This window comes from Kitasatospora sp. NPDC008115, from assembly GCF_042957205.1.
In the GTDB taxonomy this organism is placed as follows: Bacteria; Actinomycetota; Actinomycetes; order Streptomycetales; family Streptomycetaceae; genus Kitasatospora.
Genome location: NZ_JBIBHU010000015.1, coordinates 32751 through 59368, shown reverse-complemented (window position 1 = coordinate 59368; position 26618 = coordinate 32751). Strand labels below are relative to the sequence as shown.

The 26618-nt window shown below is 75.3% G+C and carries 25 protein-coding genes, 1 pseudogene and 2 riboswitches; of the genes and pseudogenes, 11 read left to right on the top strand and 15 right to left on the bottom strand.

The annotated features are described in order from the left end of the window. Positions 1-67 precede the first annotated feature (67 nt). From ACFZBX_RS20060 to ACFZBX_RS20040, 5 genes are read right to left on the bottom strand one after another with little or no spacing between them, the layout of a single operon-like run. Positions 68-817, bottom strand: a complete 750-nt coding sequence (locus ACFZBX_RS20060; protein WP_391535091.1) for a class I SAM-dependent methyltransferase — start codon at positions 815-817, stop codon at positions 68-70. Next, entirely contained in the window at positions 814-2052 is a 1239-nt protein-coding gene (locus ACFZBX_RS20055; RefSeq protein WP_391535090.1) for an MFS transporter, read from the bottom strand. The genes ACFZBX_RS20060 and ACFZBX_RS20055 overlap by 4 nt, the downstream gene beginning before the upstream one ends. Beyond that, entirely contained in the window at positions 2045-3307 is a 1263-nt protein-coding gene (locus ACFZBX_RS20050; protein WP_391535089.1) for an ATP-grasp domain-containing protein, read from the bottom strand. Before ACFZBX_RS20050 ends, ACFZBX_RS20055 begins: the two co-directional genes overlap by 8 nt. Next, on the bottom strand, positions 3304-4326 hold the full coding sequence (locus tag ACFZBX_RS20045; protein WP_391535088.1) for a cysteine synthase family protein: 1023 nt from the start codon (positions 4324-4326) through the stop codon (positions 3304-3306). The genes ACFZBX_RS20050 and ACFZBX_RS20045 overlap by 4 nt, the downstream gene beginning before the upstream one ends. Further along, complete coding sequence (locus ACFZBX_RS20040) at positions 4323-5222, bottom strand: hypothetical protein (protein ID WP_391535087.1); 900 nt, start codon at positions 5220-5222, stop codon at positions 4323-4325. The genes ACFZBX_RS20045 and ACFZBX_RS20040 overlap by 4 nt, the downstream gene beginning before the upstream one ends. Before the next feature lie 224 nt (positions 5223-5446). Beyond that, a riboswitch (cobalamin riboswitch) is annotated at positions 5447-5604 on the bottom strand. Positions 5605-5887: 283 nt separating this feature from the next. On the opposite strand from ACFZBX_RS20040, the gene ACFZBX_RS20035 reads away from it, so the two are divergent. From ACFZBX_RS20035 to ACFZBX_RS20025, 3 genes are all read left to right on the top strand, one after another. After that, positions 5888-6874: a ferric reductase-like transmembrane domain-containing protein gene (locus ACFZBX_RS20035; RefSeq protein ID WP_391535086.1), complete on the top strand. Its 987-nt coding sequence runs from the start codon at positions 5888-5890 to the stop codon at positions 6872-6874. A 113-nt stretch (positions 6875-6987) separates the two neighbouring features. After that, positions 6988-7116: riboswitch (cobalamin riboswitch) on the top strand. 130 nt (positions 7117-7246) lie between these two features. Further along, positions 7247-7648 (top strand): (2Fe-2S) ferredoxin domain-containing protein, encoded by a 402-nt coding sequence (locus tag ACFZBX_RS20030; protein ID WP_391535085.1) that lies wholly within the window; start codon positions 7247-7249, stop codon positions 7646-7648. Between the two features lie 250 nt (positions 7649-7898). Continuing rightward, positions 7899-8591 carry an excalibur calcium-binding domain-containing protein gene (locus ACFZBX_RS20025; RefSeq protein WP_391535084.1) on the top strand — a complete coding sequence of 231 codons (693 nt, stop codon included), beginning with the start codon at positions 7899-7901 and terminating at the stop codon, positions 8589-8591. A gap of 83 nt (positions 8592-8674) precedes the next feature. Here the strand turns inward: ACFZBX_RS20025 and ACFZBX_RS20020 are convergent, their stop codons facing one another. The 4 genes from ACFZBX_RS20020 to ACFZBX_RS20005 all read right to left on the bottom strand — a co-directional run bounded on the left by ACFZBX_RS20020 (position 8675) and on the right by ACFZBX_RS20005 (position 11358). After that, positions 8675-8962: a hypothetical protein gene (locus ACFZBX_RS20020; protein ID WP_391535083.1), complete on the bottom strand. Its 288-nt coding sequence runs from the start codon at positions 8960-8962 to the stop codon at positions 8675-8677. Positions 8963-9000: 38 nt separating this feature from the next. Then, positions 9001-9891 carry a universal stress protein gene (locus tag ACFZBX_RS20015; protein WP_391535082.1) on the bottom strand — a complete coding sequence of 297 codons (891 nt, stop codon included), beginning with the start codon at positions 9889-9891 and terminating at the stop codon, positions 9001-9003. A 32-nt stretch (positions 9892-9923) separates the two neighbouring features. Beyond that, positions 9924-10808, bottom strand: a complete 885-nt coding sequence (locus tag ACFZBX_RS20010) for a universal stress protein (protein WP_391535081.1) — start codon at positions 10806-10808, stop codon at positions 9924-9926. A gap of 133 nt (positions 10809-10941) precedes the next feature. Continuing rightward, the gene (locus ACFZBX_RS20005; protein WP_391535080.1) at positions 10942-11358 is read right to left on the bottom strand and encodes a hypothetical protein; all 417 of its coding nucleotides are present in this window, start codon (positions 11356-11358) and stop codon (positions 10942-10944) included. Between the two features lie 185 nt (positions 11359-11543). Here ACFZBX_RS20005 and ACFZBX_RS20000 point away from each other — a divergent pair, with 185 nt between their 5' ends. Next, entirely contained in the window at positions 11544-12581 is a 1038-nt protein-coding gene (locus ACFZBX_RS20000) for a hypothetical protein (RefSeq protein WP_391535079.1), read from the top strand. A gap of 19 nt (positions 12582-12600) precedes the next feature. Here the strand turns inward: ACFZBX_RS20000 and ACFZBX_RS19995 are convergent, their stop codons facing one another. From ACFZBX_RS19995 to ACFZBX_RS19985, 3 genes are read right to left on the bottom strand one after another with little or no spacing between them, the layout of a single operon-like run. Next, positions 12601-13485: a glycosyltransferase family 2 protein gene (locus ACFZBX_RS19995; protein WP_391535078.1), complete on the bottom strand. Its 885-nt coding sequence runs from the start codon at positions 13483-13485 to the stop codon at positions 12601-12603. Further along, positions 13482-14195 carry an HAD family hydrolase gene (locus tag ACFZBX_RS19990; protein WP_391535077.1) on the bottom strand — a complete coding sequence of 238 codons (714 nt, stop codon included), beginning with the start codon at positions 14193-14195 and terminating at the stop codon, positions 13482-13484. The genes ACFZBX_RS19995 and ACFZBX_RS19990 overlap by 4 nt, the downstream gene beginning before the upstream one ends. Then, complete coding sequence (locus ACFZBX_RS19985) at positions 14192-15085, bottom strand: PfkB family carbohydrate kinase (RefSeq protein ID WP_391535076.1); 894 nt, start codon at positions 15083-15085, stop codon at positions 14192-14194. The genes ACFZBX_RS19990 and ACFZBX_RS19985 overlap by 4 nt, the downstream gene beginning before the upstream one ends. A 137-nt stretch (positions 15086-15222) precedes the next feature. Between ACFZBX_RS19985 and ACFZBX_RS19980 the strand changes: the two are divergent. From ACFZBX_RS19980 to ACFZBX_RS19965, 4 genes and pseudogenes are all read left to right on the top strand, one after another. Continuing rightward, positions 15223-15879: pseudogene (locus ACFZBX_RS19980) on the top strand (HAD family hydrolase); the annotation flags it as partial. Positions 15880-15954: 75 nt separating this feature from the next. After that, positions 15955-17277 (top strand): aspartate aminotransferase family protein, encoded by a 1323-nt coding sequence (locus ACFZBX_RS19975; RefSeq protein ID WP_391535217.1) that lies wholly within the window; start codon positions 15955-15957, stop codon positions 17275-17277. Beyond that, on the top strand, positions 17274-18182 hold the full coding sequence (locus ACFZBX_RS19970; RefSeq protein WP_391535075.1) for an inositol monophosphatase family protein: 909 nt from the start codon (positions 17274-17276) through the stop codon (positions 18180-18182). Before ACFZBX_RS19975 ends, ACFZBX_RS19970 begins: the two co-directional genes overlap by 4 nt. A gap of 9 nt (positions 18183-18191) precedes the next feature. Continuing rightward, positions 18192-19436 carry a hypothetical protein gene (locus ACFZBX_RS19965; RefSeq protein WP_391535074.1) on the top strand — a complete coding sequence of 415 codons (1245 nt, stop codon included), beginning with the start codon at positions 18192-18194 and terminating at the stop codon, positions 19434-19436. Here ACFZBX_RS19965 and ACFZBX_RS19960 read toward each other — a convergent pair. Beyond that, on the bottom strand, positions 19425-20282 hold the full coding sequence (locus ACFZBX_RS19960; protein ID WP_391535073.1) for an SDR family oxidoreductase: 858 nt from the start codon (positions 20280-20282) through the stop codon (positions 19425-19427). The genes ACFZBX_RS19965 and ACFZBX_RS19960 overlap by 12 nt on opposite strands. A 50-nt stretch (positions 20283-20332) precedes the next feature. Between ACFZBX_RS19960 and ACFZBX_RS19955 the strand changes: the two genes are divergently transcribed. Genes ACFZBX_RS19955 through ACFZBX_RS19945 form a run of 3 tightly spaced genes read left to right on the top strand, consistent with a single transcriptional unit; the run spans position 20333 to position 24440 of the window. Continuing rightward, positions 20333-21349 (top strand): zinc-binding dehydrogenase, encoded by a 1017-nt coding sequence (locus tag ACFZBX_RS19955; protein ID WP_391535072.1) that lies wholly within the window; start codon positions 20333-20335, stop codon positions 21347-21349. Further along, positions 21346-23493 (top strand): beta-galactosidase, encoded by a 2148-nt coding sequence (locus ACFZBX_RS19950; RefSeq protein WP_391535071.1) that lies wholly within the window; start codon positions 21346-21348, stop codon positions 23491-23493. Before ACFZBX_RS19955 ends, ACFZBX_RS19950 begins: the two co-directional genes overlap by 4 nt. After that, a complete protein-coding gene (locus ACFZBX_RS19945; protein ID WP_391535070.1) occupies positions 23490-24440 on the top strand; it encodes an ROK family protein in 951 nt (316 codons plus the stop codon). Before ACFZBX_RS19950 ends, ACFZBX_RS19945 begins: the two co-directional genes overlap by 4 nt. A gap of 7 nt (positions 24441-24447) precedes the next feature. Here the strand turns inward: ACFZBX_RS19945 and ACFZBX_RS19940 are convergent, their stop codons facing one another. Together ACFZBX_RS19940 and ACFZBX_RS19935 are read right to left on the bottom strand one after the other, a co-directional pair. Further along, positions 24448-25500: a polysaccharide pyruvyl transferase family protein gene (locus tag ACFZBX_RS19940; protein ID WP_391535069.1), complete on the bottom strand. Its 1053-nt coding sequence runs from the start codon at positions 25498-25500 to the stop codon at positions 24448-24450. A gap of 485 nt (positions 25501-25985) precedes the next feature. Continuing rightward, the gene (locus ACFZBX_RS19935; RefSeq protein WP_391535068.1) at positions 25986-26618 is read right to left on the bottom strand and encodes an HD domain-containing protein; all 633 of its coding nucleotides are present in this window, start codon (positions 26616-26618) and stop codon (positions 25986-25988) included.

The following is a 26618-nucleotide window of genomic DNA, read 5'->3' as shown; positions in this document are numbered from 1 at the left end:
CGCGGCGGTGTCGTGGTGGTGGTTGCCCGGCGGGGCCGGGGAGCGCGCACGCCCCCCGGCCCCGCCGTCACGCCGGGCGGGCCGCCCGCAGCACCAGGCGCTCGGCGTCCTCGTCGTACGGGCGGCCGTCGAAGCCGCCGAACACCTCGATCCGCTCGAACCCCGCTTCCTCGGCCATCCGGCGCAGCTCCACCGCGCTGTAGACGAACCACACCAGGGTGGCGCGGGTGACGCGTTCGCCCCGCACCAGCACCCAGTCGCTGCGCAGCCGCGCCCAGTCGTCCAGCACCGTGTCGGTCTGGACGACGAGGTCCTCGCCGCGCCGCACCACCTTCGGCGGGGTGACCCGGCGGGCCAGCAGTTCCTTGCCGGCCAGGTCGAGGACGAGCGTCCCACCGGGCGTCAGGCTGTCGTGCATGGTGCGCAGCACCCGGGCGTTGTCGGCGGGGTCCTCGAAGTAGCCGAAGGAGGTGAACATGTTGAGCACCACGTCGAACTCGCCCGGCGCCTCGTACGTGCGCGCGTCGGCCCGCACGAACGTCACCTTGGCGCCGGCCCCGTCGGCCAGCCGCCGGGCGCGTTCCAGCATCGGCGGGCTGAGGTCGACGCCGGTCACGGCGTGGCCGCGCCGCGCCAGTGGGACGCTGAAGACGCCGGGCCCGCAGCACAGGTCGAGCACCCGGGAGCCGGCCGGGAAGTCCAGCAGCGGGGAGGAGCCGAGCAGTTCCTCGGCCTGCGTGTGGCGCTGCTCGGAGAACAGGAAGTCGTGGAACTCGGTCCAGAAGTCGTCGTCCTGGAACCCGCCCGTCCGTGTCATGCGGCCTCAGTGCTCCTTCGTCGTCGTGCGGTTGGGGGATGGGGTTCGGCGGCGCGGGTACGCAGCGCGAGCAGCAGCGGGGGCAGCAGCAGGCACTGCGTGGCGGCCAGCAGCCAGAACAGCCCGGTGTGGCCGCCCCGTTCGGACAGTCCGTAGAGCTGTCCGCCGAGGACGCCGCTCGCGCAGGCGCCGAGTCCGGCGCCGAGCCGCTGCTGTCCGAAGACCACGGCGTCCGAGCGCGGGCTGCGGGCCAGCGCCTCCAGGTCGTTCTTGAGGAAGAGCACGATGTCGCCCAGGGTGATCAGCGCCCCGCCCGCCAGCAGCGCGGGCCGGGTGCCGGCGGCGAGCACGGCCAGCCCGGCGGCGAGCCCGGCGAAGCCGGCCGCCAGGGCGATCGGGTAGGGCATCCGCCGGATCGCGTCGGAGGCGAGCGGCTGCACCACGATGACCAGCGTGAAGCAGAGCAGCAGCACCAGGCTGTAGAAGGTGCCCGAGGCCCGCTCGACCGCGTACATCGCCAGGAAGTGCTGGAAGTGGAAGTACAGGTAGAAGGCGAGCGCGTTGGCCGCGAACGGCAGCACCGCGATCCCGGCCAGCAGGCCACGCCCGGTGTCCGGCTCCTGCGCCCGCTGCGGCGCGGCCCCGGGGGGCAGCCCCGCGTGGCCGGCGGTGACCAGCGCGAACAGCGCCGTGGCGGCGAGGAAGAGGTAGCCGGGCGAGGAGAGCACGAACGGCCCGGCGATCAGCGGCCCGACCGCCATGCCCGCGTTGAGGGCGGCGTTGCCCGCCGACAGGAAGGCCGGTCGGCGCGCGTCGTCGACGCCCCGCACCAGGTAGGCCTTGTTGGCGGGCAGGTACAGCGCGGCGCCGCAGCACGTGAGCACGAGCGCGCCGACCGCCAGCGGCGGCCAGCGCAGGGCGAGCAGCAGGCCGACGAAGCCCACCGTACGGACGGTGAGCGCCCACAGCATGGTGCGCCGCAACCCGATCCGCTCGGCCAGCGCGCCGCCCGCGATCCCGCCGGAGAACTGCACCAGGGAGGCCGCGGCCAGCACGACGCCGACCGTGCCGAGGCCCATGCCGAGCCGCTCGTGCAGGAAGACCGACATGAACGGCAGCACCATGAAGCTGCCGAGCGGGATCAGGAACGAGCTGAGCAGCAGGAACCGCAGCGGCCCGTCGAGCGTGCCGAGCGCGGCCCGCAGCCCCGTCGGGCCGGCGGTGCGGTCAGCCACTGTCGGCCCCGCCCCCGTCGGCGGCCGCGGGCGGCGCGACCGGCTCGGTGAGCACCCGCAGGGCGTTGGCGGCGGCGACCGCGTGGTGGGTGGCCAGCTCGGCGGTCTCGCCCTCCGCGTAGACGATGCCCGCGTAGCCGCGGCTGTCGGCCAGGTGCTCGACCACGTCGCCCACCGATCTGACCGGGTACCAGGCGGGCGAGCCGGGCAGGCCGGCCAGCCGTTCCAGCCCGGCGACGCCGGTGAACACCCCGGGCGCGGCGGGGTAGCCGAGGACGAAGGCGACGGCCGGGCCGCCGGGCGGTTCGGCGTCCATCAGGGCGGGGCGGCGGCCGAGCGCGGCCTCGACCAGCGCCTCGTACACGTTGACGCCGAGCGCGCGGCACAGGCCTTCGCCGACCAGTGCGCCGCCGATCCGCGGGTTGATCTCGACGATCTCCGGGCCGTCGGCGGTCAGCACGAACTCCACGTGCGCGAAGCGGTCGGTGTAGCCGACGGCGGCGAGGACGTCGCCGAGCCACCGCTCCAGCGCGGCCCGGCGCGGCTCCGGGAACGCCACCGGGAACGCCGTGATCTCCTCCCGGAAGTACGGCTCGGGGGACATCAGCCGGCTGGAGACGCCCAGCAGCCTGGTCCGGCCGTCCCAGCCGAGCGTCTCGGCGCTGTACACCGGCCCGGCGAAGTACGGTTCGGCGAACAGCCGGCCGCGGAACTCCCGCCCGGCGGCCTCGGCGAGGACGGCGTCCAGCTCCGCCGGGTCGCGCACCAGCCAGACGTTCTGGCTGCCGGTGCCCGCGGTGTCCTTGAGGACGGCGGGCAGGCCGGGCTCCTTGAGGAGTGCCTCCGCCGCCTCCGGGCCGGCCCCGGTGACCGGTACCGCCCGGCCGCGGGTCAGCCCGGCCTCGTACAGCCGGCGGCGCACCGCCGACTTGTCCCGGGTCAGCCGCAGGACGGCCGGGTCGAGGCCGGGCAGGCCGAGGCGTTCGGCGAGTTCGGAGGCGACCAGCGTCCAGGTGTCGGTGGAGCTGATCAGGCCGCGCGGCCCGGGGGAGCGCTGCAGCAGCGCGGCGAGCCCGTCCACGTCGAAGGTGTCGGTCTCCACGACGTCCAGTGCGTCCGCCGGCAGCCGCTCCAACTCGTAGGTGTAGTAGGAGCGGTCGCGGGTGAGCAGGGTCAGCCGTTCGCCGAGCGCGTCGGCGGCCCGCACCAGGTGGCCGAGGCCGAAGGTGAGCGATTCCAGGCAGACGATGCTCATGCCGCCCGCTCCTCGGGGTGCGGCGGGCACGCGGTGCGCCGCCAGGCCATCGTGGACCAGGGCATGGACATCTCCTCGGGGGCGGAGACCTCGACCGGTTTCAACGCGGCCGGGTCGGGGGCTTCGGCGTGCCGGGCGAAGACGCGCTCGACGTAGCGGTGGCCGGTGTCGGCACCGATCACCAGGTGCAGCCGGTCGGGGTGGCGGCGCGCCTCGTAGGTCGCGGCCAGGTAGCCGGCGCCGGTGGAAAGCCCGGCGAAGACGGCGTGGTCGCGCAGCAGGGCGACGGTGCCCGCCATGGCGTGGGTGAAGTCCAGCCAGTGGATGCCGTCGTAGAGGTGGTGGCGGACGTTGTCGAAGACGATGGAGGAACCGATCCCGGCGATGATCGCCTCCGGGTCGTGGTGCCGCTGGCTGCCGAAGGTGACGCTGCCGAAGGGCTGTACCCCGACCAGCCGCACCGACGGGTCGGAGGCGCGCAGCCGGGTCGCCACCCCGCCGGTCGAGGCGCCGGAGCCGACGCCGCCGACGACGGTCAGCGCGGCGCCGGGGAAGGCGGCCGTGATCCGGTCGGCGACCTCGTGGTAGCCGAGGTAGTGGACGTCGTCGTGGTACTGCCGCATCCAGTGCCAGTCCGGGTGTTCGGCGAGCAGTTCGCGTACCCGCCGCACCCGCAGTTCCTGGTCCAGCTTGAGGTCCCGGGACGGCACGACCTGCTCCACGGTGGCGCCGAGGATCTCCAACTGGGCGCGGGTGGTGGCGTCGACGGTGGTGGACGCGACGATGTGGCAGCGCATGCGGTGCCGGTGGCAGGCGAGCGCCAGCGCGTAGGCGTAGATGCCGCTGGAGCTGTCCACCAGGGTCTGCCCGGGGCGGACGGTGCCGCGCTCCAGCAGGTGGCGGACGGCGGCGAGCGCCGAGTAGATCTTCATCGACTCGAACCGGACCAGCACGAGGCCGTCGGTGAGCCGGACGAGATCGGGGACCTTCAGGGCGTCGGCGATGTGGGGGTGGATCACCTGTAGCCTCCTTGGGCGAAGGAACACTGGTGGCCGAGCGAGTGGAAGAACGCGGACAGGTCCGACTTGAGCGCGGCGTCCGGGCGTTCGGGGAGCAGGTAGCCGATCAGGCAACCGGTGTGGGCGACGAAGATCCCGTCGGCGCCGAACTCCTCGCGGTGGGCGAGCAGCGCGTCGAACGTCCCTTTGGGGAGCACCAGTTGGGAGAGCGCGGCGCTGGCCGTGGCCGTCCGCGCGACGGCGGCCGGGTCGCCCGCGGCGAAGCCCGTCAGCAGGTCGGTCAGGCAGCGCCGGTACTCCTCGCCGTGCCGCCGGTAGTGCCCGAGCAGCAGGTCGGTGACGGCGGCGGTGTCCACCGTCCCGGGCTCGGTGATGTACGCGGTGTGGAAGCCGATGCCGGTGCCCAGCCGCCGCACCACCCGGTGCCGGCCGCTCAGGTGCAGGGCGAACTCGTCGAGGAAGACGCTGTCGGCCCGTTCGATCTCGCGCAGCACGGCGAGCACCACCCCGGTGTCGTACGGCAGCGCGAAGATCCGGAACAGACAGCGCAGCGTCGCCACGATGTCGGCGGTCGAACTCGCCATGCCCACCCCGATGGTGAGCTCGGAGTGCACGCACCAGCGGCCCGGCGGCAGGGTCAGCCCGAAGCGCTCCAGGAACAGCCGGGCGGCCGTCGCGGCCTTCGCCCCGAGCGGCAGCGGGTCCGGCGGGTCCGTCCCCGGGGTGAAGTGCACCCAGGAGTGGCGGTCGACGGGGAACGACACCACCGCGATGTCGGGGCGGGGACCGGCGTGCAGCGGTCCCTGGTAGAGCTCGCCCAGGGTGCCGTGGCAGACACCGGAGAGCGTGCCGCCCGGCGGTGGGGCGGGCCGGGCCCCTCCGGTGGGGGTCACCATCGCGCCGCCCGTGCCGCCGGTGGGCGGGCCGGTCGGCGCCCGGTGCGGGCGGGCGGAACTCGCGCGGTCACGGGCACGTCCTTCTCCTCGTTCCGAGCCCCGTGTCATGACCCGGAGGAGGAGGGCACGGCGTGTCGTCGCACGCCGCGCAGCCGTCCGTACCGCCGACCCAGTCCACGAGGTCACCGTGCACAGCCCGCACGTGGGGGTGCGGGCGCAGCGGCAGGTCTTCGGACTCGTGGGCCGGTGCGCCGAAGGACCGGCGCACACCTACCGGCCGTCGCTTCCCGGGCCGGGGCGGAGCCAGGCCCAGTGCTGATGACGGCTTTCGTTCCCACTCACCGCTGCGGGACAGTCCCGGTTTCCCACCGGGTTCCCTCTTGCGTCGCGCCGCCGAAGTCCGGTCGGTCGGGAGGCGCGAACCGGCTGCGGTCATGAGCATACGGGGGCTCGCGCTCCGGTGGCAGGGCGCGTGCGGGCGGTTGTCCGAATGCGGTCGGTCCGCGGGCCGGGGCGTCGGGGCGCTGCGACGGAAGGGCCGCCGGTCCACGTGCCACTCTGGCCGGATACGGGCTCGGCAAGCCGGAAGCCCTCCGCCACACTTGTTCGACCCATCGTCTGCTGTACACCGTCAAAAGGTGTCCCGCCGTTCCGGAAGGTCCACGATGCTGCCTGAGACGACGTCGGGGGACGACGCTCCGGACGCCCCGCCCGCCGCCGGGAGGCGGCCCGCCGAACGCGTCGCCCTGCGCGCCGACCTGCGGGCCGCGCTGCCCGACGCGGGCGCGGCGGTCGGCGTCACCGCGGCGGTGTTCGTGCTGCTGTACGTCCGGATGGACGCCGGAACCTCGGCGACGGTGGCGGTCATGCCGTTCATGGACGACTCGCGCACGTACTGGATGTACCTGCTGAGCCAGGCGTTCGGCTGGTCGGGACTGCTGTGGGCCTGGGGGACGGTGGTACTGGGGCTGCTGCTGTCCGGTCCGCGGCCCGCCCGGCTGCCGGTCGCCCGGCAGACCCTGGAGTGCTGGCACCGCACGACGAGCCTGACCACGACGGCCCTGATGTTCGCGCACGCGCTGCTGTTCGCGGCCGAACTCGTGCGCTACGAGGCCGAGTCGGCGTGGGGCGACCGGCTCTGGTCGGGGTTCGCCGACAGCTTCGTGCCCGGCTGGTACGACTCCGGTACCGGCCGGACCGCCATCCCGCTCGGGCAGGGCGCGCTCTACCTGGCCGTGCCGCTCGGCCTGCTGTTCTACGTGCGGCACCGGATCGGGCCGAACACCTGGCGCCGGCTGCACCGCTTCGTGGTCGTCGTCTACGTGCTGAGCGTCTGGCACACCCTGCTCTACGGGACCAACGTGTGGTTCGGCGAGTGGCCGCGCACGGTCCTGTGGCTGCTGCAGGTACCGCTCGCCGTCCTGCTGTTGGTCCGGCTGCTGCGGCCGGCCCGGCGGGCCGAGCGGTTGGGTGCGCCGGGGCGGGGCGGGGCCCGGTCGCTGCCGGCCTGGGTGGTGCGGGCGCTCGGACGGGTGGCGGTGGCGGCCGTCGTGGTCGCCCTGATCGCGGTGGCGGCGTCCGGCCACGACGGCGGGCGGGCCCGTCCGCCGGCTCCGCCGGCCTCGGTCGGTCAGGCCGGCGGCACCGGCTGACCCGCCGTCCGCGGGAGTACCGCCGGCCGCACGGGTGCCGCCGGCCGGTCCGGAGGTGGGCTGGGCGAGCGGCCGCTCCGATGGGATGATGATCGGCGACAGGGCGACGGCGGAACGAGGAAGCCGGTGGAAATCCGGCGCGGTCCCGCCACTGTGACCGGCGAGCGGATCCCGCACGGGCCACTGCCCCCGCAAGGGGCGGGAAGGCCGGGACGAGCAGCGACCCGGGAGCCAGGAGACTCACGGCGTCGCCTCCTCGTTGGAGCCCGGGGCGGATCTCCCCGGAGAGAGGGGTGGTTCGGCGTGCCCGACCTCATGGACCTCGGAAGGCCCGAAGCCGTCGGCGGAGCCCTCGCCGGTACGGGAGTCGGCATGGGAGCCGTCACGGGCGGTGAGGCGGCGGAACCGCCCGGCGCGGTGCCCTGCCGGGTGGTGGTCTGCCGGGACTGCTGCTGCGGCACGGTCAAGGTGGCCGGCGCGGACCACGCGGCGCAGACGGCGCGACTGCGCGAGGTCGCCCCGGTGGGGATCTCCGCCTGCCTGGACGTGTGCGAGCAGGCGAACGTGATCGTGGTCCGGCCGTCCGCCGGAGGCCGGGCGGCCGGCGGACGGCCGGTCTGGCTGGGCCTGGTCAACGACCCGGCCGCGACGGAGGCGGTTGCCGACTGGATCCGGGCGGGCGGGCCCGGGGTGGCCCCGCGCCCGCCGCTGCTGGATCGTCACGTCTTCCCCGCACCGGGCCGGCCGGCCGGCCGGGTTTCCGGCGCCGGGTGACGGGTGACGGGCCCGGCCCGGCGCCACTTCTGTGGCGAAGCCGTGGCACTGCGCCCCGAGGCGTCCGCCGGGCCCGCGCGGCCGGTTCGAACACATCGGCGACCGGGTCGCCGGAAGGGGTGAACGCCGCTGGGGACGGTCCATGGCAGTGGTCATCGGCGTCCGGTCCGGGCGGATACGATCATCGTTCTCCGGACCGCCCGGGCCTTGTGCGGCGGTCAGATCTTCCGACGACCCGAGGACCTTACGCGTGCACCCGAACCCGCAGCCGCCCACCCCACCGCAGCCGCGAACCACCGGCAACCGGCTGGTCCGGATCGCCCTGTTGATCCTGCTCCCGCCGGTCGCCGCCGTGCTGCTGTGGCGGTCGCGGCGGGTGCACGTCGCCCTCAAGGTGCTGCTCACCGTGTGGTGCGTGTTCATGTCCTTCTTCTGGCTCGGGGCGATCCTCGGCCCGGCCGAGAAGGACCCGGCGGCGCCGGTGGCCACCGTCACCACGCCCGCGCCCACCGACTCGCCCACTCCGACTCCGACTCCCACCGAGTCGGCCTCGGCCACCCCGACCGAGAGCCCGAGCGCCGTCCCCACGCCTGAGGCGGTCACCGCCGTCCCGACGCCGCCCCCCGTTCAGCCGCCCGTCCAGACCCCCGTTCCCGCTCCGGTCACGACTTCCGCCGCGCCCGCGCCCGTCCCGGCGCCGGACCGCACCACCCCGCCCGTGCCGACGGCGCCTCAGGTCCGGCCTGCCGAACCCCCGGTGGCGACCGTCCCCGCGCCGCCGCGGACCACCCCCGCCGCCGAGCCGACCCCCGAACGCCCGGCGGCCTCCTACCGGAACTGTGACGAGGCGAAGGCCGCCGGCGCCGCCCCGCTCCACCGCGGCGACCCCGGCTACCGCTCGGCGCTCGACCGCGACGGCGACGGAATCGCCTGCGAGAAGTAGCCGCTGTCGGGCCGTCCGCCGACGGCGGACGGCCCGAACATCAAGCCTGACGGTCAGTCGGAGACCTTCCCTTGCGGACCCGTTCAGTACACGGCGGGCCGGACGGGCCGGTCGGTGGGCCGGTGGGCACTCAGGAGCTGCGCGCCCCCGCGGGTGAGCAGTCCGACGTCGGTGCCCACCGCGATGAACCGGCAGCCCGCCGCCCTGGCGATCTCCGCGAGCCGCTCACTGCCGGCCAGGGTCCCCACCGGCTTGCCCGCGTGGTGCGCGCGCTCGACCACGTGCCGGAAGGCCGCGAGCACCTCGTCGTGCGCCGGCTCGCCGAGGCGGCCGGTCCCGGCGAACCCGCTGGTGCCGCCGCTCCCGTCCACGCTCCCGGCGTGCAGGGCCGGGGCCTGCCCGGCGGCGCTCAGGCGTGCGGGACGACGGCGACCGGGCAGCCGATGTGGTGGACGGCGGCGTGTGCGGTCGGGCCCAGGTGCGTACCGAGCGGCCACCGCCGGGCGGGCCGGCCCACGATCACCAGCCCGGCCGTCGCCGAGGCCTCGACCAGGGCGGCGGGCGGCGGGGCGTGCACCAGGACGGTGGTCGCCTCGACCTTCGGGTAGCGGTCGCGCCAGGTGGCCAGCAGGGCGTCCATGCCGTCCCGGTCGACCGCCGACAGGTCCCCCGCGCTGCCGTCGACGGCGGGGGAGGCCATGTACTCGCTGCCGATCGGCGGCTCCCAGCCGTGGACGATCCGCAGGGGCGCCCCGCGCAGGCCGGCGGCCTCGAAGGCGAAGGCGAGCAGCGCGTCGCACCGGTGCTTCAGGTCGACGCCCACCACGACCTCCCGGCCCTCCGGGGCGGGCCTCCCCTCCGCGACGGCGCGCACCAGGACGATGGGGCAGGCCGCCCGGCGCAGCACCTGGTGGCTCACCGAGCCGACCAGGAAGCCGTGCACGGTGCCCAGCCCCCGCGAGCCGAGCACCAGCAGGGAGGCGGTGCGCCCGGCCGTCACCAGGGCCTCGACCGGGTCCTCGGAGACCTGGGCCGAGGTCACCTCGCCCCCGGCGAACTCCGCGCGCAGCTCCGCCTCCCGGTCGGCCAGCCGGCGCCGGCTGCGGCTGATCACCTCGTCCGTGCCGAGCACATCGGTCTTCGGCCACGGCCAGGCCTGGAGCAGGTGCAGCGGCAGTCCGCGGCGCCGCGCCTCGTCGGCCGCCCAGCCGGTGGCGGCGAGGCTCTCGGGTGAACCGTCGAACCCGACGAGGACCGGTCCGGCGGCAGCGGGTCCGTCGGTGGCGGGTGGTTCGTTCACGGCGGCCTCCTCCCGGGAGGGATCGGTGCCGGTCAGCGCCCGTCGTCCGGCGGCGCCGGGACGGTGATGACGGGGCAGCGGGCGCGGCGGAGCAGCCCGGACGGCACGGAGCCCATCCGCATGCCGGTGAACCCGCCGTCGCCGCGCCGCCCGACCACGACGGCGAGCGCGTGCTCGGACGCCCGGGCCAGCTCCTCGACGGGGTGCCCGTGCAGCACCTCGTGGGTGAGGTGGACCTCGGGGTGCAGCGCGTGCAGGCCCGCGGTGCCGGTGACCAGCTCCCGCCGCAGCTCCGCCTCGACGGTGCGCGGGTCGGTCCGGTCGAACGCGGCGCGCTGGCGGACCCGGACGGCGCGCAGGTCGGCCCGCCGTTCCGCCGCGAGGCCGAGCGCGAAGCGGACGGCGTTGGCCGCGGCGGGGCTGCCGTCGACGCCGACCACGACGGACGGCGGGTCCTGGGTGGTGTGCTCGGGGCCCGGCACGACGACCACCGGGCAGCGGGCCTGGGCGCTCACCGGGACGGTCACCGAGGCGAGGCTCAGCACCTGCGCGACCCGGCTGAGGCGCCGGGTGCCGAGGACCACCAGCGAGGCGTGCGCCGACTCCCGGCACAGCGCGGGCGCCGGGATGTCCTCCTCGACCACCGTCGTGATCACCAGACCGGGATGGCGCGCGCGGGCCTCGGCGGCCGCCCGGTCGAGCGCCTCGTCGGCGCGCTCGCGCAGCGCCTTGTGGTAGCGGCCCTCGTCGGCGGGGCGGAACTCGCGGGCCACCGACGGGACGGCGTGGACCAGCCGCAGCGGGAGCCCGCGCCGCTCGGCCGCGTCCGCGGCCCAGGCGGTGGCCAACGGCCCGGGATCGCGGTCCACGCCGAGGACGATCGGACGGCTCCTGTGGCCCGGGGTGGTGGCTGTCATGGTTCCTCCGCACCGCTCGGCTCGACGCCGGTCCCTGTCTCCATGCTGCGCGCCCGCCCGGCTGCGCGCCCGCCGCGCCGCCGGTCGGCCGGTCCGGCCGGTCCGGCCAGTCCGGCCAGTCCGGTCGGTCCCGTCAGTCGCGCCGCACCGCCAGGAAGCTCGCGGTCCGCCCGGCCGGCGCGCCCCCGTGGGGCTCCGCCCGCAGCACCGTCCCGGCGAGGACCGTGCGCTGGCCGACGCCGGCCTCCCAGTGGCGCAGGACGGCGCCGTCGTACTCGTAGTGGAAGTCGGTGATGGGCGGGCGGCCCCGGCCGGTCAGGGTGAACGAGACGCGCGACGAGGCCGATGCCGTTCCGGTCATGTCCATGATGATCAGTGGTTCCTCTCCCGGGTCCGAGAGGATCAGCTCACCGCCGACCGCGCCGTCCGCTCCGGCCGTCAGTTCCAGGGTCGCCTGGGCGAACCGGAGCCGGTTGAAGTCGTCGACGGGGTCCGGCAGTTCGAGGAAACTCCGGTAGGTGTACGTCCCGGTCAATTCCATGACGTCCATTCCGTTCCTCCTGGGGTCGGTGGGGCTGCGGCACAGGCCAACAGTCGGAGAAGTGCCGACAAATCGCCAGGCGGGCTGGGCCGGATGGGCCTCGGCGGGAATCGGCCAAATCCGCGAGGCCCCGTGCCGCTCGCGGTGACTGGGCGTCAGGCTGGTGGGAGGGAATCGGACGAAGGAGGCCGGGCATGTCGACCTGGACGGGCGTCTCGAAGCTCTCGGTAGTGATCGAGAGCGGCTACCAGACCTGCGACATCTACGCGAACGGCCAGAACCGGATCGCCGTGACGGTCAGCGTCCAGCCGACCGACGAGAAAGGGGGGATCACCGCCGTCGATCCCGGGCACCTGCTCTCGCGGCTGTGGCTCATCGACTACGTCGACCAGTCGACGCTCTCCTGGAAGAGCGGGTCGGCCTGGTCCTACACGGACAGCGCGAACCGTTACACCGCGATCCCCGGGGGCGCCGGCGAGAAGGCCGAGGCCTCCTCCGCGGAGCGCGGCATCCAGCAGGTCACGTTCTACGTCTACTGCGGGTCCGGGGTGGTGAACGCGAAGTCGATCGGCGTCCTGGTCAAGACCGACTCCGGCGACACCTTCACCAGCTCCCTGAACGGCACGTTCAGCGACAAGATCGTCCTCACCCCGCTGTCGGCCACGGTGCACCGGCGGGGGGACGTCAGCTGGGAGTACGCGCGCACGACGACCGCCCTCGGCGGCGTCACGGAGTGGGTCACGACGGACGCCTGGAACTACTACCTGTCGCTGAACTCCGGGGAGAACCACTTCGTCACCTTCAAGGTGTGGAACTGCTTCAGCCAGGACGGCTGGGTGGGGCTCTTCTCCAGCCACATCCCGTCCGACAACCACCACGCGAACTTCTACGGCGGCTACGTCTGGAACAAGGAGCCGCACGCCTCCGCGTACTACGACGCGGACGACGGGCACAGCCTGGGGCAGGTGACCGACTTCCCCGACGGCAACCTGTGGTCCGACTACGCGAGGATCTACGACCGCAGCTACCCCGAGCGCTACCTCTGCTTCACCTGGGTGCACTCCACCACCGGCGGCGACGGCTGGCACATCCCGAACGGCCCGCTGACGCACTGGAGCGAGTGGATGACCCTGGAGATCGCCGCGTGGGACCAGTACGGCAACCGCAGCGAGTTCTGGGTGGACGGGGCCGACATCATCGGCGGACTCAACCTCTACGACAGCAGGCCGTAGCCGGCTCGCCCGGCGCCCGTCACAGGTAGCAGCGGCGGTGGCGGGCGCTGCCGGTGAGGCGGCCGGTGCGGAGGGCGAGTTGGGCGAGGAGGGCGGCGCGGCGGTCGGTGGGGCCGAGGAGGTCTGGGGTGCGGAGCAGCAGGCGCCACCAGGCGGCGGCGGCGTCGGCGAGCGGGGAGGAGGGCATGCCGGCGGGGGCGAAGTCGCGGTAGAGCTTGGGGTGCGAGCGCCCGTAGCCGTAGGACTGGCGGACGATGGCCCGGGTGTCGCCGCGGTGGCGGTAGTGCACGACGGCGTGCGGGGCGAAAGCCAGGCGGTGACCGGCCAGTTGGGCGCGCCAGAAGAACTCGGTGTCGTCGCCGCCGCCGTGGTAGCTCTCGTCGAAGCCGCCCAGCTGGTGCCACAGCTCCTTGTGGAAGCCGCAGTTGGCGCCCGCCGGGTAGGGCAGGAAGCCGAAGGTGTCGAGCAGTGCGGGGAGCTTCTTCGGCGGGCGCGCGGCGAGGGCCACCGGCCCGTTGAGCAGCCGGCGTTCGAGGGCGCCGCCGACGGCCGGGCTGGTGCGCAGGGCGTCGACCAGGCCGGCCACCCAGCCGGGGGCCGCCACGTCGTCCGCGTCGCAGAGCAGCACGAACTCGCCCTCGGCGTGGCGGCAGCCGGCGTTGCGTGCCCGGTTGACGCCGGGGGCCCCGGTGCAGGTCACCCGCAGTCGCGGCATGCGCCGCTGCCAGGACCGCAGGAGCGCACGGGTGCCGTCGCTCGATCCGTTCTCGACGACGACGACCTCCCACGGGTCCGGGTAGGTCTGCCCGCACAGCGCCTCCAGTTGCGTGGCGATGGTCGCCTCGGCGTTGCGGGCGGGGATGACGACCGAGACCAGGCGCACCGGGCGGACGCCCCCCGTCATCCGGGGTTCCCCGAGGTGAGCCCCACCGCCCGGACGGCGCGCAGCACGGCGGCGGTGTCGCGGAGGTCCGCCAGCACCGCGTCCGCGCCCGCCGCCCGCAGTTCGGCGGCGCTGCTCGCGCCCGAGGCGACGGCGACCACCCGCGCCCCGCCGACGCGCCCGGCCTGCACGTCCCGGGGCGTGTCGCCGATCAGCACGGTGTTGCCGGCGTCGAAGCCCGCCCCGTACACGGCCGCCGCGCGCCGCCGGGCGACCGGGACGAGCGCGGCCCGCTCGCGGGCGTCGCCGCCGTACGCGCCGGCCGCGGGATCCAGGTGGGCCGCGAGCCCGAACAGCCCCAGCTTCAGCTCGGCGTTGGCCCGCAGGTTCCCGGTGAGCACGGACTGGGCGACGTCCTCCCGGGCGGCCAGCGCCCGCAGGGCCTCGACGGCGCCGGGCAGGGCCCGTCCGGTGGCCCGGAGTGCGGGGGCCCGCCGGTGCAGCTGTGCGGCCAGTTCGGCGGTGACCAGGCCGGGATCGATCCCGCTGACGCCGTGCCGGGCGAACAGTTCGTCCATGATGTCGAGTTCGGTGCGGCCCGCGATGGTGACGCGGTGCAGCGCCGGGCGGCCGGTGAGGCGTTCGAAGGCGTGCGGGTAGAGCGCCTCGCAGACGTGGTCGCTGTCGATCAGCGTGCCGTCGATGTCCCACAGCAGGAGGAGCCGCTTCACACCCCGACCTCCTGCCGCCTGGGGGCGGGTCCGGCCGCGAACGGGCCGCGCCGCGTGGTGCAGGCCGCGCCGTGCCGGGCGGCGAGGTCCAGCGCGTCGGCCGTGGCCGAGCCGGTGGCGAGCGCGTAGGTGAGCACGGCCGCGAAGTTGTCCCCGACGCCGTAGGTGTCCACCAGCGGGCCGGGCGCGCGGGCGGGGCGGTAGCGCCGAGGGGGCTGGCCGCATCGGGTGAACACGCCGCCGTGCCGGCCCTCGGTGCTGACCACCAGGTCCGGCAGGCTGCGCAGCAGCGCCGGGTCGCAGCGCTCGGCGGGGTCGCAGGCGCTGCCCACCAGGGCGTCGACCCGGACGCCGGACTCCCGTACGGTGGCGAACTCGCGCGCGGTCACCACCAGCACCCCGGCCCGCCGGGCCAGGCGCAGCAGGGCGGCGTCCCCGGCGGTGAAGAACACCGCGTCGAAGGAGGCCAGCCGCCCCCAGCCGACGGGGTCGGCGGCGGCCGGTTGCAGGCGCTCGCCCAGGGTGACGGTGGTGCGCTCGCCGGAGCGGTCGATCATGCTCACCGCCGTCCGGGTGGGGCCGGGGCGGGGCGCGGCCAGTACCCGCACGCCCCGGCGTTCGAGTTCGGCCCGCGAGCGCCGCCCGGCGTGGTCGTCGCCGAGGGCGGTGAAGAAGGTGCAGCCGCCGGCCAGCTCGGCCAGCCGCACGGCCGCGACCGCACCGCCGCCGGCCGGGCCCCGCCAGAGCGGGTCCGCGTGCAGCACCTCGCCGGCGGCGGGCACCCGGTCGAGGCCCGCGATCGTCGTCCACTCGACGTGGCCCACCACGGCGACCCGGGGACGTGGGCCGCTGGGGGGAGCCGCCGCGGTGGGGCGGCTGTCTGCGTCCATCGTTCCTCGACTCTCGCTCCGGTCCTTCGCCGGCCTGCCTTCCAGTCGAGCACCCCGTTCCCGTGCCCGCACGGTTTCCTACGCCTGTCGTGGGTGCGTCGACGAACCATGAATGGCGGGCCCGGTGGGGCTGGGCCATGATGGACCCCTGGTGCCTGGCTCCGTGCACTGACCCTGGCCGCGCGGCCGTCCGCCGCTCGACGGAGGTGTACGTGAAGGACGTAGACGCGATTCTCTTCGATTTCGACGGGACGTTGTGGGATCCGGAGGCAGAGATATTCCGCGCCCATGCGGAGACCTTTCTGGAATTCGGCCACCGGCTCCCGGCCGAGGTGTGGGCGTCCCTCGTCGGCACCATCGGGCCCGACCTGTGGTCGGAGCTCGAACGGGCCACCGGCTGTACGGCGGACCGCCGTGAACTGCAGGAAAGGGTCCGCCGCCGGCAGTCGCGGCTGCTCGGCGGGCTGGGCGGCAGGCCCGGTGTGCACCGGGTCCTGGGCGCGGTCGACGCCCTCGGGATCTCCCGGGGGATCGTCAGCAACTCGACCCGGGAATGGGTCGCCCGGTACGCGCGGCAATGCGGCCTCGCGGACGGGTGGAGCACCGTGCAATGCGCCGACGGCGACCGCGCCAGCGCGAAACCGGAACCGAATCTCTATGTTGCGGCACTGGCCTCGCTGGGAATTCCCGCCGAGCGGGCGGTGGCGTTCGAGGATTCGCCGAGCGGCGTCCGCGCCGCGAAAAGGGCCGGAATCCGCTGCGTCGCGATACCGAACTCGATGACCGCCGCACTCGATCTCCACGAGGCGGATCTGCGTTTCGAATCCTTCGAGCAGGTCGATCTGCCAGGAATTGTCGGAGGAAAGCCGATGAGACAGGCCAGCCCCGCGGCACGCGCCGCGTCCGCCACGCCGAAGGCCCCGCCCGGCGGGGACGCCGCGGCGGCGCTCCAGCACTACTACTACCGGCCGGACGACCTCCGGGTGGTCGGCGGCGAGGGCGTCCACCTCTACGCCGAGGACGGGCGGCGCTTCCTCGACTGCTCCTCGGGGACGTTCAACCTGAGCCTGGGCTACGCCCATCCCGAGATCGTCGAGGTGGTCCGCGAACAGGCCGGCCGGCTCATCCACGTCACCTCCAGGTTCCAGACCGAGCCGCTGAACGCGCTGGTGTCGAAGCTGGCCGAGGTCTCACCGGCGAACCTCACCCGGGTGCACCTGAAGTCGGCCAGCGGCTCCGACGCCAACGAGGGCGCCGTCAAGATCGCCCAGGTGCACACCGGGAAGTCCGACGTGGTCACGCTCTTCCGCGGCCACCTCGGCCAGACCCTCGGCATGATCGGCGCCTCCGGCGCGGCCTTCCGGCGCGCCCCCTTCCCCTCGCACCTGCCGGGTGTGGTGCACGTCCCCGACCCGCACTGCCTGCGCTGCTTCTACCGGCAGGAGCGGGCCACCTGCGGCCTGCTGTGCGTCGAGCGGATCAACGACTTCATCGACTACGCGAGCACCGGCCGGGTGGCCTGCGTGGTGCTGGAGCCGATCAGCGGCAACGGTGGCAACGTCGTCCCGCCGGACGGCTACCTCCAGGCGCTCAAGGAGCTGTGCGAGGAACGCGGCATCGTGCTGGTCTTCGACGAGATCCAGACCGGCTTCGGGCGTACCGGCCGGATGTTCGCCGCCGACCACTTCGGCGTCGCCCCGCACATGATGACCTTCGGCAAGGGCCTCGGCGGCGCGGGCCTGCCGATCGCCGGCATCCTGACCGAGGAGCGGCTGACCGGCGTCGAGGGCCACCACATCAACTCGACCTTCGGCGGCAACGTGCTGGCCGCCGCGGCCGCCCTGAAGACCCTGGAGATCATCGGCCGCCCCGGCTTCCTGGAGAACGTGCGCGACGTCGGCGCGTACGTGCTCGGCCGGCTGCGCGACCTGGCCGCCAGGGTGCCGTTCGTCCAGGAGGTCCGCGGCGTCGGGCTGATGATCGGCATCGACATCGTCGACCGCGACGGCCGCCCCGACCCCGCGCTCACCAACCACCTCGCCGAACTCGGCATGGACCACGGACTGCTGCTGCGGACCTCGCTGTACGGGCACGGCAACGTGCTGAAGGTCCGCCCGGCGCTGATCATGACCCGTCAGGAGGCGGACGAGATGTGCGACCTGTTGGAACGACTGCTCCTCTCGGTCTCATGAGGGGCCTCGTCCAGGAGCTGTCCGGGCGGATCCGGACGGCCGTGCGCGACGGACTCCACCAGGTCGGCAGCCGCTACGTGGCGGGCACGGCGAAGGGCGGCGACGCGGAGTTCCCCGTCGACGTGCTCGCGGAACGCGCCGCCTGGGACTTCCTGCGCGAGCGCGGCGAGCCGGTGGCCGTCTACACCGAGAGCGAGGGGCTGCGCACCATCGGCCGCGCGCCCGGGTACGTGCTGATCATCGACCCCATCGACGGCACCCGGGGCGCCGCCGCCGACCTGGAGATGGCCTGCGTCTCCATCGCCGCGGCACCGTTCGGCGAGGCGCCCGTCATCGGCGACATCCGGTACGCGATGCTCCAGGAGATCAAGACCGGCAACTGGCTGTACGCCGACGCGGACGGGAGCGGGATCGAGTCGTCCGGCTACCCCGTGCCGGTGCCCCGGCTCTCCGCCACCGCCGACCCGGAGCGGATGTTCTGGTCCCTGGAGTTCAACGGCCACCCGGCGCAGCTGATGACCGGCGCCTACGGCCACCTGATCGACGCCTCGGCCAACACCGGCGGCGTCTACGTGTTCAACAGCGCCTCCTTCTCCATCTCACGGATCATCACCGGCCAGATGGACGCCTACGTCGACATCGGCAACCGGCTGCTGCGCGACCGCCCCGAGACCGAGGCGGACTTCCGCCGGGTCGGCCACGGCAGTGTGCTGCACCTGTTCCCGTACGACATCGCGGCCTCGGTGTACCTGGCGGAACGCGCCGGCGTCACCATCACCGACGCCTACGGCAAGCCGCTGCACGACACCCTGCTGCTGGAGATCGGCCCGCTGAACCAGCGCTCCTGCATCGCCGCCTGCACCCCGCAGCTGCACGCGGCGCTGATCGACTCGATCCGCTGGTAGGAGGCGGCCGTGCCGACCGAGCACCGGCAGGTCACCGCCGCCCGCCCGCCCGGCGGGTGGACCGGGCAGACGGTCCTGGCGGCCGTCGCCGACGCCCTCTGCCTCACCGTCGGGGAGGAGATCCTGGACGGCGGGTCGCCCGCCCGGGTGCACCGGGCCACCGGCCCGGCGGGGGAGCGGCTGGTGGTCAAGGTCCTGGTGCCCGCACCGGGCGCCGTGGACGGCCACGACCTGGTCTCCTTCCGCCGCAAACCGCGCCAGATCGAGCTGCTGCGCACCGTCGCCCCGCGGCTGGCCGCGCACTACCTGCCGGTGCCGCACGTCCTGGACGGTGACGGCTGGTCGGCCTGCACCACGCCGTACTACGACTCGGCGGACCTGGCGGCACCCCTGCGGGCCTCGCCGCAGGGCACGGGGGAGTTCTTCCGCCGCTACACCGCCCTCGTCCAGGCCCTGGTCCTGGACGGCTACGCCGCGCGCTCCCACCCCACCCCGCCCGGCCACCTGGCGGACGTCGTCGTCGGGCGGTTCCTGCGACGCCTGCCCGTGCTGTCCCGCGCCCTGCCGGCGGAGCTGATGGCCGCCGAGCGCCTCACCGTCAACGGAGTGCCCTGCGAGGCCCCGCACCTGGTCCTGCGCCGGCTGACGGGGCGGCTGCCGGCCGGGCTGGCACCCGCCCGGCTGATGGCCCCCGGACACGGGGACGCCAACACCCGCAACGTGCTGCTGTCCACGAGCCCCGGGGCGGCGGCGGAGGACTTCCGGCTGATCGACCCGCGCGGCTCCGTCGAACCCTGGGACCCGGTCTACGACCTGGCCAAGACGCTCTTCAGCCTCACCGTCTGGGACCCGGCGCTGCGCACGGGCTTCTCGGTGCACAGGTCGAAGCACGGCTACGAGGTCGGCTTCCGGCAGCCGGTGTTCCCGGGCTACCGCGCGGCGATCCACCGGTTCCTGCCCCACCTGGCGTCCCACCGGGGCCTGGCCGCCCTGTTCCACGACGACCCGCTCTGGCGCGAACGGCTGCTGCTCACCCACGACCTGCACGTCCTGGCGGAGGCCCCGTGCCGGCTCTCGGACCGCAAGCCCAAGCCCGACCTGCGGGGCCGGGACTCCACGCCCACCGAACTCGCCCTCGGCCACTACCTGCTCGGCACCCTGCTGATCAACGACCTCGCCGCCGGGCTCACCCGCCCCGGCGGTGGCGTGGACGCCGAGCGCCACCTCGCCCTGGTCGCCGATCTAGGCGGCTAGGTGCGCGAGCGCTTCGTCCAGACCGGGGCCGAGCAGGGTGTGCCGGGTGCTGCGCAGCACCAGCCGCGGCGGGCGGCGGCAGCCGGAACCGCCCTCGGTGGGTACCACCCGGGTGGGGAGGCCGAGGGCCCGCCGGACCGCGGACATCAGCTCGAACCGGGTCAGCACGTCGGCGCCGCCGTAGTGCACGACGCCCGTGCGGTCCCAGAGCCGCTCCAGCGCCGGGCCGATGCTGGGCAGGTAGACGGGGGCGCAGACCAGGTCCGTGCGGGCGGCGGTCGTCGGACCGGCCAGCCGGTCCAGGAAGGTGTTCGCCCAGGGGCCGCGCCCGAAGACCAGCGGAATGCGCACGATCAGGTGCCCGCCCTCGGCCAGCAGCAGGTCCTCGGCCGCCGTCTTGGTCCGCCCGTAGACGTTGACCGGGGACCTCGGGTCGTCCTCGGTGTACCGGGGGCGGGTGCCGTCGAAGACGTTGTCGCTGGAGAGCAGCAGCAGCTTGGTGGCGGAGCCGCGTACGGCGTCCAGCAGCACCTCGACGGGGCGGACGTTGAGCCGGTGGGCCAGGGCCGGGTCGGCCTCGGCCGCCTCCAGCGGGACCAGGCCGGCCGCGTGGACGATCAGGTCGAAGCCGCCGGCCGCGAGCGCCGCCAGCCGGGGCTCGTCCCGCAGGTCCAGCCGGACCAGTCCCGGCAGCGGCCGGGTGGCGCAGGTGCCGACGACCTCGTGGCGCGGCGTCAGGGCGGTCCACAGGCCGCCGCCCACGAACCCCGACGCGCCGAGCAGCAGGATCCTCGGCCGGGAGCCCGATGGCGTCGGCCACCCGCTCGGCTGCCAAAACGGGTTCATACCGGACACTCTATGCGACCGTTGGTGAACGATCCGCTGGGAGGCTGCGCATGAAGGCCGTCGTGTTCGAGGACGTGGGCCGGCCCGGGATCCACGAGCGCGCCGTCCCCGCCTTCGCACCGGACGAGGTCCTGGTGAAGGTGGCGGCCACCGGCATCTGCGGCACCGACCGGGCGATCCTGCTGGGGGAGTTCCCCGCCCGGCGGGGCGTGGTGCTGGGGCACGAGGCGGTCGGCGCGGTGGCCGCGACCGGGGCCGGCGTCGGCTCGGTGACGCCGGGCGACCGGGTGGTGATCAACCCGACGTACCACTGCGACCGGTGCCGCCCCTGCCGGCGCGGGCTGCCGGCCCACTGCGGGGCGAAGGCGGGCCGGGAGGTCGGCGTCGACCGGGACGGGACGATGGCCGACTACGCCGTGGTGCCCGAGCGCTTCGTCCACCGGCTGCCCGCCTCGGTGTCCTACCGGCGCGGCGCCCTGGTGGAACCGCTCGCCTGCGTGCTGAACAACCTGGCGGCGGCCGGGCCGCGCTGGGACGACCGGGTGCTGGTGGTCGGCGCCGGTCCGATCGGGACGCTGTGCGCGCTGGTGCTGGCCCGGCGCGGGGCCAGGGTCACCCTTGCCGAGTGCGACCAGGGCCGGGTGGACCTCGCCCGGCTGCTGCTGCCGCGCACGGTCCGGGTGCTGACGGCGCAGGAGGCGGCCGGGGCGGTACGGCCCGATGTGGTCGTCGACACCACCGGGGCGCTGCCGGACGGCCTGCTCGGCGCGATGGCGCCCGGCGGCACGGTCGTGGTGATGGGCGAGAAGGAGACCGGCGTCGCCACCGTGCCGCTGCGGGCCCTGGTGACCGGGGGCATCCGGCTGGTGGGGGCGGGACCGTACCGGCCGGCGGACTTCGCGCTGGCGGTGGACCTCGCCCGGGAGTTGCCGCTGGAGGACCTGGTGACCCACGTCCTGCCGCTCGAACGGTACGCCGAGGCGCTCGCCCTGCTCGCCGTCGCGCCGGGGGCGGGCTACCGCGCGATGAAGGTGCTGCTCGCCGCCGACGAAGGCCTCGCCCCGTGAAGCCCCGCTTCGTCGACGGAACCCTCTGGCTGGACGGCCGCCCCCGGTTCCTGATCACCGGTGAGTACCCCTACTACCGGGACCGTCCCGGCCGGTGGGCCGCCAAGCTGGCGGCCGTCCGCGAGGCCGGCATCGAGGTGGTCACCTGCTACATCCCCTGGCGGCACCACGAGATCGCCGACGGCGACGGCCGGCGGTGGTGCTTCGACGGTGATGACGGCGACGGTGGCAGCGACGGTGGCAGCGACGGCAACCGCGACCTGGGCCGCTTCCTGGACCTGGTCGCGGCCACCGGGCTGCTCGCGGTGGTGAAACCCGGCCCCTTCGTCCACGCCGAACTCCCCTACGGCGGACTGCCCGACCGGGTCAGCCCCGCGCTCGACCCGACCCGGCCGGCCGCCCGGTCCGCCGACGGCCGGCCGCTGCCCTGCCGGCAGGACCCGCTGCCCTCCGCCCATGACCCGGGCTTCCTCGCCGACGCGACGGACTGGCTGCGCGCCGTCGGCCGGTTCCTGCGCCCCTTCGCCCACCCGCACGGACCGGTCGTCGCCGCCCAGATCGGCAACGAGGGGCACTACGGCGAGAGCGCCCTGCCGATCGACGCGCTCGACTACTCGCCGCCGGGCACCGCGGCCTTCGCCCGCTACGCCCCCGGCACCGACGCACCCGCCCCGGCGCCGGACGTGTCCGCCAACGCGCTGCGCTCCCAAGTGGATTGGGGAAGGTGGTCGGCCGAGGCGCTCGCCGCCGGGATGGCGGCCTTCGCCGAGGCGCTCGCGCCCGGCGTCCCCGTCTTCACCACCTGCGCGCCACCGGCCAGGGCCGACCGCGTCCCCGGTCGGGAGGTCGGACGCCATGACGCCTGGCTGGCCAGGAACCGGATCGGCGCGGCCGGCGCACTGCCCCGCGCCTACACCGGCTGGACGGGCGACGTGCTCCGCGACGAGGAGGCCCTGGTCCACTACGTCCTGGCGGCCAAGGCCGGACCGGGCCCCAACATCGAGGAGAACTGGGGCCTCGGCTGGGCGGACGCGGGCTGCGCCTTTCCGGTGGTGCCGGTTCACCACACCCTGCTCGGCGTCGCCTGCGGGGCGACCGGCGTCAGCGTCTACCCGGCCTGCGCCACCGAGGGCTGGGGCCGGCACCTCGCCGTCGACCGCGCCCTGCCGACGGAGACGGCCGGGGACCTCGCGCCGTTCGAGCCGCCGTACGGGGACGCCGCGCCGATCCTGCTCGACGCCCGCCCCGGCCCGGCGTTCGCCGCGCTGCGGGTGCTGACCCACTTCCTGGCCGGGCGGCAGCAGGCGCTCGCCCTCTCCCGCCCGGAACCCGGGGTGCGGTGGGGCGTCCATCCGCCGTACGCGGCGATCGGCGCATGGGACTGGGCGCGCGACGGCGACCGGCCGGTGCCCTCGGCCGACCGCACCCTGGTGCCCTTCGTCGCCCACTGCCTGCGGCGGAGCCTCCCCTTCCGGCTGACCGAACTCACCGGCCGGACGGCCCCCGACCCCGCGGCCGGGCCCCTGGTCGCCGTCTCCGGCCGTTTCATGGAGCGGGCCCTGCAACAGCGGCTCGCGGACTTCGTCGGGCGGGGCGGCTCCCTGCTGCTGGTGGGTGAACCGCCCGCGCTGGACGAGCACTTGAACCCCTGCACCGAACTGGCGGACGCGGTGCGGCGGAGCGGGACCGGCGTCGTGGCGCTCGACGGGCGGCCCGTCGCGGCGGCCGTCGAGGACTGGCTGGCCGACCGGCCCGGCGCCGTCGTACGGGCCAGACCGGGCCCGTGGCTCGACCTGCGCAGGACCACCGAGGACCCCGGGGAGGCGCTGGTCTTCCTCTTCAACCGCTCGGACGCCCCCGTGCGGGCACGCACCGCGTACGGCGGACACCCCGTCACTGCCGACCTGGTCGGCGGCGGGTGCGCCGTCGTCCAGGTGACGGACGGCAGGCTCGGCGCCTGCTACGTGAAGGGCCGCAACGAGCGGACCGGCGCCCAGGTGCCGGTCCGGGTCCAGGTGGGCGGCGACCTGCTGAGCACCGACCGGCCGTGCGACCTGTCCGCCCTCCGCGCGCCGGACGGCTTCGCGGTACGGACCTCGGCGGAGCGCGGCGAGGCCAGGGTGTTCCTCCCGGCGGGCCCGTGACCGCGCCCCCGGCGGAGGCGGTCGGCATCGACGTCGGCGGCACCAAGATCGCGGCGGTCCGGGTGACGGCCGACGGTGCGGTGGCGGCGCGGGCCCGCTGCGCCACGCCGCGCCGCACGGCCGCCGACCTGGTCGCCGCCGTCGCGGGCCTGGTGGCGCGGGTGCGCGGCGAGCGGTCGGCGGCGGTCGGCGTCGGGCTGCCGGGGATGGTCGACGCCCGGAGCGGGGCGCTGGCCTTCGCGCCCGGGCTGGAGTTCGCGCGGGCGCCGCTGCGGGAGCTGATCGCGGACGCCGTGGGGCTCCCGGTGGTGACCGACAACGACGCCAACGCCGCCGCCTGGGCCGAGTACCGGCTCGGCGCGGGGCGCGGGTACGAGCACCTGGTGCTGGTGACGCTGGGCACCGGGCTCGGGTGCGGCGTGGTGGTCGCCGGGCGGCTGCTGCACGGCTCGCACGGCTTCGCCGCCGAGGCCAGCCATCTGATCGTCGAGCCCGGGGGGCCGCTGTGCGAGTGCGGCAGCCGCGGGTGCTGGGGCGAGACGGCCTCCGGCGCCGCGATCGGACGGCGCGGGCGGGCGGAAGCGGCGGCCCGCCCGGCCTCGCCGCTGGCCCGGCTGCTCGGCGCGGGCCCGCCGGACGCGGGCCAGGTCGTCACCGAGGCCGCCCGGAGCGGCGACCCGCAGGCGCTGGCGATCCTGGAGCGGGTGGGCACGCTCACCGGCGTCGGCCTGGCCGCCCTGGCGAACGTGTTCGACCCCGCCGCGCTGATCGTCGGCGGCGGGCCCGTCGCGGCGGGCGGCCTGCTGCTCGCACCGGCGCGCGCCGCGCTCGCCGACCGGCTCCACGCGCCCGGCGACCGCCCGCCCGTGCCGGTGCTGGCGGCCCGCTTCGCCGGTGACGCCGGCGCGATCGGCGCGGCGCTGCTGGCGATCGACCGCTTCCCCTGACGGCGCCTCAGCGGCCGCGGGCCGGCCGGGGCGTGGCCGGGTCGGCGAGCAGCGCGGCGGCCGTCCGGAGCGCCTCGTCGGCGTCCGGCGCCCGCCGGGCGACGGACCGGTGCCGGTCGTGGTCCCAGGTCTGCCAGTAGCCGCTGATCTTGCCGTTCCGGTCGTCGACCACCACGTGCGGCAGACCGAGCAGCAGGCTCAGCAGATGTCCGTGCAGCCGGTCGGTGACCACCGCCGAGGCGCTGCCGAGCAGCCGGCAGCCGCGCTGGAGCTGGAGTTCGGCGTGGCGGTCCTGGGCGTCGGCCAGCTCGGCCGCCGCGCTGTCGGCCGCCGTCCGGCAGAGCTCCGCCGAGGCCCGCTCGATCCGCCGCCGGACATGCCGGGCCGCGGCGGTCCAGCGCGCGTCGGCGCCCTCCTGCGCGGTCCAGTCCGTGCGGTGCACCTCGCCGTCCGGACGCGGCTCGCCGGGGGCGGCCGACTCGTGGTCACCGCGCCGCAGCCAGAGGATCCGCCGCTCGGGCTGCGGGAGCCGGGGCAGGCCGGGCAGCGCGAAGGCGCAGTCCGGGGCGAGCGAGGAGGGGGCGCGGAAGGACCGGCGGGCCGTGCGCAGGCTCGGCTCGTCCCGCAGCAGCAGGGTCAGATCGGGGTGGGCGTCGAAGACGGCCCGGGCCCGTTCGAGGCGGGCCGGGTCACCGAAGTGGACGGACTGCGGCAGCTGGACGATCCGGTGGCCGGGGAAGGCGCCGACCACCTGTTCGCGCATCCGCTGGTGGCTCGGCCACAGGTCGCCCAGGTTGCCGCCGCCGGTCAGCAGGATGGTGCCGCTCGGCAGCCGCCGGGCGAGCGTCGCCGGGCAGAAGTCGTGGTGGTCGGCGGTGTAGACGACCTCGGCGCCCAGTTCGGCGAGCAGCGCGCGCACCCCCAGCCAGATGGCGCTGTCGCCGACGTTGGCGTAGTACGGGAAGCCCAGCAGCGCGCAGCGGGTCGACGGCTCGACCAGGGAGCCGAGGAGCTCGGCGAGCCGGCGCCGGTTGCCGGCCCACCGGCCGGGCCCGGTCACCGCGCCACCGCCGCGGGAAGCCGCGTCCCGGCCCGGACGGCGGCCGGCAACTGCCAACCGGGCGGGCTCGGTTCGCACCTGACATCCTCGACGATGATTCCTCTGCGGCAGCTCACCATCCGCTTCTACCAGGCCCGCCCCGCCTGCCCGCCCGGCGGCGCGGGCACACGCCCGGTGTCCACCCGCGCGGGTCTAGGGTCCGTCTTCGAACCCCCGCCTGCCGGGCGGCGTCTGGGCACGCACCTCGCCGCGTTGTCGTCGGTCGCCGATGGCCCCCGGCCTGGCGGCCGGGAGGTTCCCCCACCTCCGCCCTAGGGCCCGTCTTCAAACCCCCGCCTGCCGGGCGGCGCCTGGGCACGCACCTCGCTGCGTTGTCGTCAGTCGCCGATGCTCCGCATGGACTCCCTCCTCCGCCTTGCGATGCACGCACCCAGACGCCGCCCGGCCCGCCCTGCGGGCGGACGACGGGGGTTTGAAGACGGGACCTAGGGTCCCCACGGGGAGGACACGGCGGCCCGTTCGAGTTCGGTCACGCCGTGGGCCCGGCGTTCGCGGAGCAGTTCGCCGCCGATGGAGTAGCGGGGGGCCGCGGCCTCGGAGCGGGCGGCCCGTTCCACGATGGCGTCGACCAGGGAACGGACCATGGACAGGCGCGGGTGGGCGGCGTGGATCCGCGGCTCCCACCGGGCGACGACCTCCGCCCTGCGGCCGAAGTCGACGCCCACGCCCTCGCGGGTGAGGTGGCAGAGCAGGCCCCGGCGCTCGGCGATGCCGGGCGAGGTGTGCAGGGCGATCGCCTCCCACACCCGGTCGACGTCCGCCTCGGGGACCTGGTGGCGCCGCAGCACTCCGGCCGCCAGGTCGGCGCCCTCGACCTCGAAGCGGGCCTCGCCCCGGGCGAGGTCGCCGGCGCCCAGATCGTGCAGGGCGGTCGCGGCGAACAGCAGGTCGCGGTCGTAGGCGGCGTCCTCCAGGCAGCCCTCGTGGGCGGCGACGAGCTGGGCGAAGAGGAAGCTGCGAAGGCTGTGGTTGGCCACCGAGGGGGAGGTGGAGGTGCGTACGGCGGAGAGGACCGCCTCGGCGAGGGGGCCGGTCGGCAGGTCGAGTGAGAAGTCCAT

Excerpts from the sequence above, each read along its gene's own strand:
- ACFZBX_RS20060 (WP_391535091.1), bottom strand. The coding sequence starts at position 817 with ATGACACGGACGGGCGGGTTCCAGGACGACGACTTCTGGACCGAGTTC.
- ACFZBX_RS20050 (WP_391535089.1), bottom strand. The coding sequence starts at position 3,307 with ATGAGCATCGTCTGCCTGGAATCGCTCACCTTCGGCCTCGGCCACCTG.
- ACFZBX_RS20040 (WP_391535087.1), bottom strand. The coding sequence starts at position 5,222 with ATGGTGACCCCCACCGGAGGGGCCCGGCCCGCCCCACCGCCGGGCGGC.
- ACFZBX_RS20035 (WP_391535086.1), top strand. The coding sequence starts at position 5,888 with ATGCTGCCTGAGACGACGTCGGGGGACGACGCTCCGGACGCCCCGCCC.
- ACFZBX_RS20030 (WP_391535085.1), top strand. The coding sequence starts at position 7,247 with ATGGGAGCCGTCACGGGCGGTGAGGCGGCGGAACCGCCCGGCGCGGTG.
- ACFZBX_RS20010 (WP_391535081.1), bottom strand. The coding sequence starts at position 10,808 with ATGACAGCCACCACCCCGGGCCACAGGAGCCGTCCGATCGTCCTCGGC.
- ACFZBX_RS20005 (WP_391535080.1), bottom strand. The coding sequence starts at position 11,358 with ATGGACGTCATGGAATTGACCGGGACGTACACCTACCGGAGTTTCCTC.
- ACFZBX_RS20000 (WP_391535079.1), top strand. The coding sequence starts at position 11,544 with ATGTCGACCTGGACGGGCGTCTCGAAGCTCTCGGTAGTGATCGAGAGC.
- ACFZBX_RS19995 (WP_391535078.1), bottom strand. The coding sequence starts at position 13,485 with ATGACGGGGGGCGTCCGCCCGGTGCGCCTGGTCTCGGTCGTCATCCCC.
- ACFZBX_RS19985 (WP_391535076.1), bottom strand. The coding sequence starts at position 15,085 with ATGGACGCAGACAGCCGCCCCACCGCGGCGGCTCCCCCCAGCGGCCCA.
- ACFZBX_RS19975 (WP_391535217.1), top strand. The coding sequence starts at position 15,955 with ATGAGACAGGCCAGCCCCGCGGCACGCGCCGCGTCCGCCACGCCGAAG.
- ACFZBX_RS19970 (WP_391535075.1), top strand. The coding sequence starts at position 17,274 with ATGAGGGGCCTCGTCCAGGAGCTGTCCGGGCGGATCCGGACGGCCGTG.
- ACFZBX_RS19960 (WP_391535073.1), bottom strand. The coding sequence starts at position 20,282 with ATGAACCCGTTTTGGCAGCCGAGCGGGTGGCCGACGCCATCGGGCTCC.
- ACFZBX_RS19955 (WP_391535072.1), top strand. The coding sequence starts at position 20,333 with ATGAAGGCCGTCGTGTTCGAGGACGTGGGCCGGCCCGGGATCCACGAG.
- ACFZBX_RS19935 (WP_391535068.1), bottom strand. The coding sequence starts at position 26,618 with ATGGACTTCTCACTCGACCTGCCGACCGGCCCCCTCGCCGAGGCGGTC.